This window comes from Embleya sp. NPDC005575 (assembly GCF_040605455.1).
Lineage (GTDB): Bacteria > Actinomycetota > Actinomycetes > Streptomycetales > Streptomycetaceae > Embleya.
Window position 1 is genome coordinate 1 of record NZ_JBEXCV010000260.1, and the last position, 7,566, is coordinate 7,566.

9 protein-coding genes are annotated in these 7,566 nt (G+C 70.2%); 2 read left to right on the forward strand and 7 right to left on the reverse strand.

Annotated features, from left to right (window positions below):
• The 6 genes from ABZS54_RS41165 to ABZS54_RS41190 all read right to left on the reverse strand — a co-directional run.
• Nucleotides 1-248, reverse strand: a 248-nt coding sequence (locus ABZS54_RS41165; protein ID WP_355548013.1) for a hypothetical protein, incomplete at its 3' end; no start/stop codon positions are given.
• A gap of 105 nt (nt 249-353) precedes the next feature.
• Nucleotides 354-530, reverse strand: coding sequence for a hypothetical protein (locus ABZS54_RS41170; protein WP_355548015.1), 177 nt, complete (start codon nt 528-530; stop codon nt 354-356).
• A 90-nt stretch (nt 531-620) separates the two neighbouring features.
• Entirely contained in the window at nt 621-974 is a 354-nt protein-coding gene (locus tag ABZS54_RS41175; protein WP_355548018.1) for a VOC family protein, read from the reverse strand.
• Between the two features lie 68 nt (nt 975-1,042).
• Nucleotides 1,043-1,171 carry a hypothetical protein gene (locus ABZS54_RS41180; RefSeq protein WP_355548021.1) on the reverse strand — a complete coding sequence of 43 codons (129 nt, stop codon included), beginning with the start codon at nt 1,169-1,171 and terminating at the stop codon, nt 1,043-1,045.
• Between the two features lie 169 nt (nt 1,172-1,340).
• The gene (locus ABZS54_RS41185) at nt 1,341-1,556 is read right to left on the reverse strand and encodes a hypothetical protein (RefSeq protein WP_355548024.1); all 216 of its coding nucleotides are present in this window, start codon (nt 1,554-1,556) and stop codon (nt 1,341-1,343) included.
• Nucleotides 1,557-2,246: 690 nt separating this feature from the next.
• Nucleotides 2,247-2,912, reverse strand: a complete 666-nt coding sequence (locus ABZS54_RS41190; RefSeq protein WP_355548027.1) for a YciI family protein — start codon at nt 2,910-2,912, stop codon at nt 2,247-2,249.
• A gap of 338 nt (nt 2,913-3,250) precedes the next feature.
• Between ABZS54_RS41190 and ABZS54_RS41195 the strand changes: the two genes are divergently transcribed.
• On the forward strand, nt 3,251-5,377 hold the full coding sequence (locus ABZS54_RS41195) for a SpoIIE family protein phosphatase (RefSeq protein WP_355548030.1): 2,127 nt from the start codon (nt 3,251-3,253) through the stop codon (nt 5,375-5,377).
• A gap of 241 nt (nt 5,378-5,618) precedes the next feature.
• Nucleotides 5,619-6,401 (forward strand): isoprenyl transferase, encoded by a 783-nt coding sequence (locus ABZS54_RS41200; RefSeq protein ID WP_355548034.1) that lies wholly within the window; start codon nt 5,619-5,621, stop codon nt 6,399-6,401.
• A 103-nt stretch (nt 6,402-6,504) separates the two neighbouring features.
• On the opposite strand, the gene ABZS54_RS41205 is transcribed toward ABZS54_RS41200, so the two are convergent.
• Nucleotides 6,505-7,404 (reverse strand): carbon-nitrogen hydrolase family protein, encoded by a 900-nt coding sequence (locus tag ABZS54_RS41205; RefSeq protein WP_355548037.1) that lies wholly within the window; start codon nt 7,402-7,404, stop codon nt 6,505-6,507.
• Nucleotides 7,405-7,566: the final 162 nt, after the last annotated feature.

Below are 7,566 nucleotides of genomic sequence, written 5' to 3' on the forward strand. Positions count from 1 at the left end.
GCCACCGCCCCGGGACGAGGGGCGGTGGCCGCTGCCGTGTGCGAGTGGGGGCCTGCGGCCGGAAGGTGAGGGCGGGTGAGTCGGTCCCATCCGGGAGGCGGGCTGTGCCACACGCCCGAGGGGTTCGCCGGGTCGCCGTCGTCGTCGCGGACCCACACCCCGAGCAGGGCGTGGGGGGCTCTGTCCCTCGTGGAGTCGACGAGCACGACGATCGGGTGCAACGCCGCCTTGAGGCAGGCTCCCGCCATGATCCAGGGCAAGGTCCGGGCACGTGCCCCGGCCGGGGGCCACAACACCTCGCCGGGTTCGCGGATCGCCTGCCGGTCGGTGTCGTCGGTGGGTTCCTCGTGGTCTTACAGGACACCGTGCGCCGCCAACGCTTCGTAGACGCAGCGCAGTTGGGTGATCCGGCTGTCCAGGAGGGCGGCGGGTGGCAAGTCACGGACCAGGCCCGCGACCTCGTCCGGCACGACGTATCGGGCGAGTGCGGCGTCGTCATCCGTCAGGCTCCAGGTGGGCCATTCGCTCACTGGGCGACCCCCGCCACCAGGTCACGCCCGGTCAGGTCGCCGGCGCCGGGGACGGCCTCGGGGCAGGGCATCGCCCGCGTGACGACGCGGTCAGGCGGGCTGCCACAGCTCGACTTGATTGCCCTCGGGGTCGGTGACCCGGCCGAATCGACCGACGCCCTCCATGTCCTGCGTCTCTTCGGCCACGTCCGCTCCCTTGGCGCGCAATTGCGCGAGCATCGCATCCAGGTCGCGGACCCGAAAGTTGAGCATGGTCTGCTGGGCGCGGGAGCCGAAGTAGTCGGTCTCGGACTCGAACGTCGCGAACACCGTCGGCCCGGCTTCCTGACGCCACAGGCCGTTCTCCTCGGCGTCCAGGCCCAGGCAATCGCGATACCACGCGCCCAGGGCCGCCGGGTCGGCGGACCGCATGAAGTATCCTCCGATTCCAAGCACACGTTCCATGCCGCCATCTTGCCAGGGCGGCGACCGGGCGGGCCGGCGCCACACCATCGCCCGCCTCACTTCCCGTCTCAATCGCGGGGGAACTCGTAAGCCGTCCGCGCGGTTTGATTCCCCTCGGCCGCGATCTCGCCGAAACGCGAAACGAACGACGGCCGTTCGGCCGGCGTGATGATGCGGATGCGGTCGAGGTCCGTCACGGCGGGACACCCGCTCTGTCGGGCACCACTGCGGGTAAGGAGCGCCGGGCGTGGCACCGCTACGCCGTCAACGGTTCGGCCGAGACGGCAATGGGTGCGCCGTCCACCTTTGTCGGCGGATTCCCTCGACACGCAGTGCTGCTGCCGAGCTGTTCGGGTGGGTGTGCCGTCAGACGGTGCAGCCGTAGCTCTGGTAGATGGGTTTGATGATGGACTGGGCCTGGACCGTGGTCTTGATGGTGACGTTGCCCCACGGGCAGTGATACACCACCGTCGTCACGACAGGTGGTGGTGGTGGTGGTGGTGGTGCGGCGTGCGCTGTTGTGCCGACGCCGAACGCGCTCAGACCGATGGCGGCAATGACGACCGCGAACTTGCTCTTCACGACGCCTCTCCTTCGCGGGCACGACTCACGAGCAGGTTCGGTGGACCTCAGGAAATGTTCTACGAGGTTCGGGTCGGCTCGTGGTCAGATTGACAGGAGCCTCCGCACGCGGGCTCGCCGACGGTCGGACGGTTTCTGCGGCTTCCTTGGTGGTCGGACCGACCGGTCAAGGATCGAGAGCGGGGAGATCTTCGCCTCGATGGCGATGCGTGCTCCGACCCCTTCAGCCTACGCCGAGGCGCCGATGGCCGTCCGGCAGCACGTTGTCGACATCAAGCGCCGCGAAGGTCGCATCAAGCGCCACGAAAGCCGCGCACATGGTGTGACCCCCGGTCGCAGCACATCACCCAGGCGCCCGCCCGAGACGATCGCGGCCCGACCGCCGGCAAGCCGCCGACGGCGGGTGACACCGAGCGTGGCCGCGAAGAAGGGACGTCGGCCCGATCTCAGACCCACTGAGACACGACGTCGGGCAGGACTTCGATCAGGAGTGTGCGGTGTGTCGGCGTCGAGGTCGTAGTCGATGTTCGCGTGCAGGTTCAGGCTGAGCGCGCAGACCCGACTGCCTTCGGCACCGGTGTCCCGCGAAAGAGACGGTTTTCCCGGATCGCCGGCACGTCTCCCCCCGAAGCGGAGCGGGAGCCCTGCCGCGGCCCCTCCCGGTCGACGCCCGTGACACCCGATGACGGCTCACGGCGACCGATGAGGCCGATGAGGGCTGACCACGGCCGGGTGGTCCCAGTCTTTCTGCTCCCGACCGCCGAAGCACCAGTCGTGGACCTCGATGCTCTCGTACAGGCCGGCCAGGGCATACGGCCCCTGGGCCAACAGGCGCTCCGCGGTCGTGCGGTCCGGCAGTTCGGCCAGGATCGCGGTGCCCAGCCATTCCTCGGTGTCGTCGTCGGAGAGCAACGGCCCGCAGGCGATCAGGTTTTCACCGTGGTCACCGTCGGTCAGCAGGCGCAACCGCTCCTCGTGCGACCGGTCATCGATGGCAGTCGTGCCGGCCTTGCCGTGACCGAGGATCAGGAAACGCGGGTGGCCTTCCGAACCCCCCTTGAAGTCCCACATCTTCCGGCCGAGCATGTTGCGCCAACGCCGGATGAGCACCTCTTCCTCGTAGACCCCCGCCCGGTGGTTCGGCTCGTCGAACGCGAACACCCGCGCGGCATCGGCGTCCGGCAGGTCGACGATGTGAATGCTGCCGGTCACCGTCTCTCCGTCGGGAGCGAACGTCGGCCCGCGGGCGATCATCCCCTCGGCGTACCCGTCCATGAACGACCAATGGGCTTCGAGAAGTTCGTCACGCAACGCCCTGGTTCCCGGTTTGTCGCGACAGTAGAAGAGATACTCCATGCCGACCCCCATGAGTGACGCCGTCGTCGGCACGCACAGTACGAGAGACCGCCCGCCCTGTCGATCGACGCGAAGCCCTTGGTCCGATTCACGGATGCCCGCGACCCCGGTCCCGCGAGGCCGCCGCTCGGCGGATCCACCTTCGAGATCCTCGGCTCCGGCCGGCGAGGGCCCCGGCCCGAGCCGAGAACGTACGACGTGGTCGTGAAGCGAGCGCCTCCACGGCGCGATACTTTGCCCGCTTCGGCGAAGAGTGTGGCGCGCGGCTCCCCTCGGAAAGTGAGCTGCGCTATTGCATATCAGCCCTTTCGCACCTTCGGCGGCTTACTGTCGTATATGTGAGTGATGACAGTTACATCGCATCCGGTGACGGGGTGTCTCTGGACCAGGTGCTCAGTGGGACGGTGCAGCGTACGGGGGCGTTGGCAGCGGGCGTGTACCTGCTCTCGGCGGACGAGCCGGTGTTGTACCTGACGGCGGTGTGTGGGCTGCCGGTGATGGTGACGGCACCGTGGCGACGGGTAGCGGTGTCGACCACTGGGCCGCTGTCCGAAGCGGTGCGGGAGGATCACCTCGTGTGGGTGGGGCGGCAGGAGGACATGGCCCGCCTGTATCCGAACACCGCGGCCGCGCTGCCGTATCAGTTCGCGCTGGCCTTCGCCCCACTGCACGGTGTTCGCCGGTGGGGGGCACTGGTGCTGGTGTGGCTCCGGAACCGCCCGCCCTCGCTGACCCGCCGTGAACGCGGGCACATCTTGTCCAGCGCGAGCCGCATCACGCGGGTTCTGGACCAGGCGCCTGCTCCCTTGAGCATTCCTGATCAGCCGCGAGCCGTGCCCCTGCTCCGACCAGCTCCGGACCCGGCACAGACCGGGCTCGCCGCCGCCGACCTGCTGCAGCGGCTGCCCGTCGGCGCCCTGAGCTTCGACCTGCAGGGCCGCATCACCTACCTCAACGACGCCGCCGCTCGGCTGCTCGGCCGCAGCGTCGACAGCCTCCTGGGCACCCCGCCGTGGCAGGCCGTGCCCTGGCTCGACGCCCCGGTCCACGAGGACCACTACCGCACCGCCGTCTTCAGCCGCGAGCCTGTCGCCTACACCGCGCTGCGCCCGCCCGACCGCTGGTTCGACATCCGGCTCTACCCTGATGACAGCGGCATCAGCGCGCTCATTTCCCCCAACCTCCGCCGGCCGCCGGCGGAGGCCCCACCGCCCCGCACCCCGGTGGACCTGGGCGCCTCACCGGAGGCAACCGGCAGGGGGCGGATCCACCAGCTGATCCACCTGGCGGCCGGTTTGAGCCAGACCGTCACCGTGGCGGACGTCATCAACATGGTCGCCGACCAGATCGTGCCCGCCTTCGGCGCGCAGGGCATGGTCATCTCCGCCGCCGACGCCGGACGCCTGAGGATCATCGGGCACCGAGGCTACGACCCACGCACCGTCGCCCGCCTGGATGGCCTGCCCCTGGACACCGACAGCACCCCCGCCGGCCGCGTCCTGCGAAGCGGCACCCCGGCCTTCTTCGCCGACCGCGCCGAGATGGCCCGCGCCCACCCGCAAGCACCCGCCCTCAGTGGCAAACAGGCCTGGGCTTTCCTGCCCCTGGTGGTCTCCGAGCGCCGCGTCGGCTGCTGCGTCCTGTCCTATGACCATCCGTACCCCTTCAGCGCGAGCGACCGCGCCGTCCTGGTGTCACTGGGCGGGCTCATCGCCCAGGCCATGGACCGCGCCCTCCTGTACGACGCCAAGCACGACCTCGCCCACGGCCTGCAGCAGGCCCTTCTGCCGGTGACCCTGCCCATCATCCCCAACCTCGCCGTGGCCGCCCGTTACCTGCCGGCCGCCCACGGCATCGACATCGGCGGCGACTTCTACGACCTGATCCGCCTCGGCGACACCACCGCCGCCGCCGTCATCGGAGACGTGCAGGGGCACAACATCAACGCCGCGGCCCTGATGGGCCAGGTCCGCACAGCCGTCCACGCCACCGCCGGCGCACTGCCCGGCGAAGTCCTGGCCCGCACCAACCGCGTCCTGATGGATCTGGAAACCGACCTGTTCGTCTCCTGCCTGTACATCCACATCGACCTCGCCGAGCGACGCCTGCACCTGGCCGGCGCGGGACATCCGCCCCCGCTTCTACGCAGCCCCACCCCCGCACCGCGAACCGTCGCGGTCGAGATGGAGCCCGGCCCCTTGCTCGGCATCAACCTGTGCACCGCGGCCGACTACCCGGTCACCACCGCTGCACTGCCCGCGGGATCCCTCCTTGCTCTCTACACCGACGGCCTCGTGGAAACCCCCGACACCGACATCACCGACTCCATCACAGCCCTTGCCGACCACCTCAACAGGAACGGCGACCTGCCGCTCGACGACCTGGCCGACAGCCTCCTCCACCACGCCGGCCTTCAGCACACCCGTACCGACGACATCGCCCTGCTCCTCCTGCGCGGCCGGTAGCTGCCGACGCATCGACGAGGAGGTCGGCAACGCGCACGCCCCTCGCACGGCCACGGCCGCCGGCACCGGTCGGCGCGCCGGGACACCGGGTGGGCGCCGCTGCTCGCCCGGGGTGCCGATTCGACTATTTCCCCTGGCCAAGTAGCTTGTGCGGCAACGCCCTTGGGTGCGTTCGTCGAGGTCCGGGAAGGAGTCCCTGGTAGGGTCCGCCGAGGGTTTCGCGACGCGATGGAGAGGGTTCATGAAGCTGCTCCCGCTGTTCCTCCGGCGGCCGATCGAGGCGGTGTACGAGCGTCGACTGGCCACCACGCTGGTGGGACTGCCACGCCCACAGCACGTCGGGATCATGCTCGACGGCAATCGGCGCTGGGCCCGGCAGGCGGGACACGCGGACGTCCGGGAGGGGTATCGGGCAGGGGGCGCCAAGGCGACCGAGTTCCTGGGCTGGTGCACCGCGGCCGGAATCGAGCACGTGACCCTCTTCATGCTCTCCGACGACAACCTCGGTCGTCCTGCGGAAGAGCTCGGCCCGCTGATCGAGATCATCGAGGAAACCGTCCGGGACATCACGGCCGAAGGCCGTCCCTGGGAGGTCCAGGTGATCGGTTCGCTCGACATGCTGCCCGGCGCCGGCGCCCGGGTGCTCAAGGAGGCCACCGCCGCGACGGTGGGGCGCGGCGGGCTCAAGGTGGACGTCGCGGTCGGCTACGGCGGCCGTCGGGAGATCGTCGACGCGGTGAAGAGCGCCTTCGAGGCGCACATGGCGGCCGGTGGCGACCCGGCCGAACTGGTCGCGCGGTTCGAGATCGAGGACATCTCCCGGCACCTGTACTCGCCGACCGCCGCACACACCGACTTCATCATCCGAACCTCAGGCGAGCAGCGGTTGTCCGGCTTCCTGCTCTGGCAGTCCGCGTACGCCGAAATGCACTGGGTGGACTGCTACTGGCCGGCGTTTCGCCACGTGGACTTCCTACGCGCACTGCGCTCGTACGCGAGCCGCGAGCGGCGATTCGGCAAGTGACCCCGCCGACCCCGGAGCGGGCGGCCGGGCGGCGGGCCGCGCCACCGCCGGCACGACGCCCCGACCCGATCCGCCGGGCCGGGACGTCGCGTTCGTGGGGTGATCAGCCGTGCGGGAACGTCGTCTTCGCCGGGCGGATCAGGTCGTCCGCGTAGTTCGTGATCAGGTCCAGGTTGCGGTCGGCCAAGTGGTCGAAGACCTGGGGGACGTTCGACCCCGGGGTCAGCGACGCCAACGCGCGTTCCGGGTCCAGGCGGGCCGAGACCCAACCCTCGTGCGAGGAGCCGCGTGCGACGACCTCGGCGCCCGGGGTGACGATCATCGAGTTGCCGAAGTACAGCACGCCTGCCGGGTCGCTGCCGGTGGCGTTGGCGCCGATCACGTAGACGTGGTTGTCGTACGCCCGTGCCCGGCACGTCAGTTCCCACAAGTCGGCGGAGCGCAGCAGGGCCGACGGGCGGCAGATGACCTCCGCGCCGTGCACCGCCTGGATCCGGCTCAGCTCCGGGTAGTCGCCGTCGAAGCAGATGATCATGCCGATCCGGCCCAGGTCGGTCTCCACCACGCTGACGTACTCGCCCGGCGTCACCCAGCCGCCGCGCGAGCGCAGTTCGGGCCCGAACGGGTGGGTCTTGCGGTAGACGCCCAACACCCGGCCGTCCGGTCCGGCCAGCACGGACGAGTTGTACACGACGCCCCGGTCGTCACCGCGCTCGTACGTGCCCCACACCAGGTGCACGCCCAATTCCCGGGCCCGCTCCTGGAACGGCTCGGTGAGCGCGCCGGGGATGTCGTCGACCAGGTCCCACAACTCCTCGGCGCCCAGCGCCGGGGTGAAGCCGGTGGTCACGCTCTCCGGCAGCACCACCAACTCGGCACCGGTGGACTCGACGCAGCGGGTCACCCAGTCCAGCGCGTGGGCGATGTTCGCCTCGACCACCGCCGCCGTGAGCGGTCCGGGCCGGGGGACGACCTGGACGGCCGCCGCCGTGAACGCACGCATGGTGTTGCTCCCTTCCCAGATGAGTGGATCAGCGACGACGGGCGATCACGCCGCCGACGATCGCGCCGAGCAGGGCCACCGCCGCGCCGAACAGCGCGCCCTTCGCGAAGTCGTCGCCGAGCGAGGAGGCCGGGGCCGCGTACGCGGCAGTGGCCGGCGCGG